Raw genomic sequence first — 630 nt, forward strand, 5'->3', positions numbered from 1 at the left:
GCTGTGGTAAAAGTACCTTAGGACGTACGATTCTAAAATTGTATGAGCCAACAGAAGGTAAGATTTTCTTTGAAGGCAAAGACATTACAAAGTTCTCTGTCAAAGAGATGCGCTCGTTGCGTAAAGACATGCAGATTGTCTTTCAGGATCCAATGGAGTCACTTAACCAGCGTCACACCATTGGTATGATTTTGGAGGAGCCGTATATCATCCATAAAATAGGCACTCCTGCAGAGCGTAAACAATGGGTGAAAGAGCTGTTGGTGAAAGTTGGCTTGCCTGAAACGGCTGTGAACCGTTATCCGCACGAATTCTCTGGTGGCCAGCGTCAGCGTATTGGTATTGCTCGTGCAATAGCACTGAAGCCAAAGCTGTTGATTTGTGATGAATCAGTATCTGCACTGGATGTATCGGTTCAGGCGCAAATTCTCAACTTGTTGCTGCAACTTCAACAAGAAATGAACCTTGCCATCATCTTCATCTCTCACGATTTGTCGGTGGTTAAGCATGTCTCCGATAAAGTCGCGGTGATGTACTTTGGTAAAGTGGTGGAAGCGGGGAATGCGAAAGAAATTTACGCGAACCCACAAAACGATTACACCAAGAAACTGCTCTCCGCGATTCCGATTA

1 protein-coding gene is annotated in these 630 nt (G+C 44.8%); it reads left to right on the forward strand.

The window, feature by feature from the left end:
* Nucleotides 1-630 (forward strand): ATP-binding cassette domain-containing protein (locus R7044_RS26205; protein WP_225456118.1); only part of this gene is annotated, 630 nt, incomplete at both ends.

The sequence above is a fragment of the Vibrio sp. 1402 genome, from assembly GCF_033340275.1.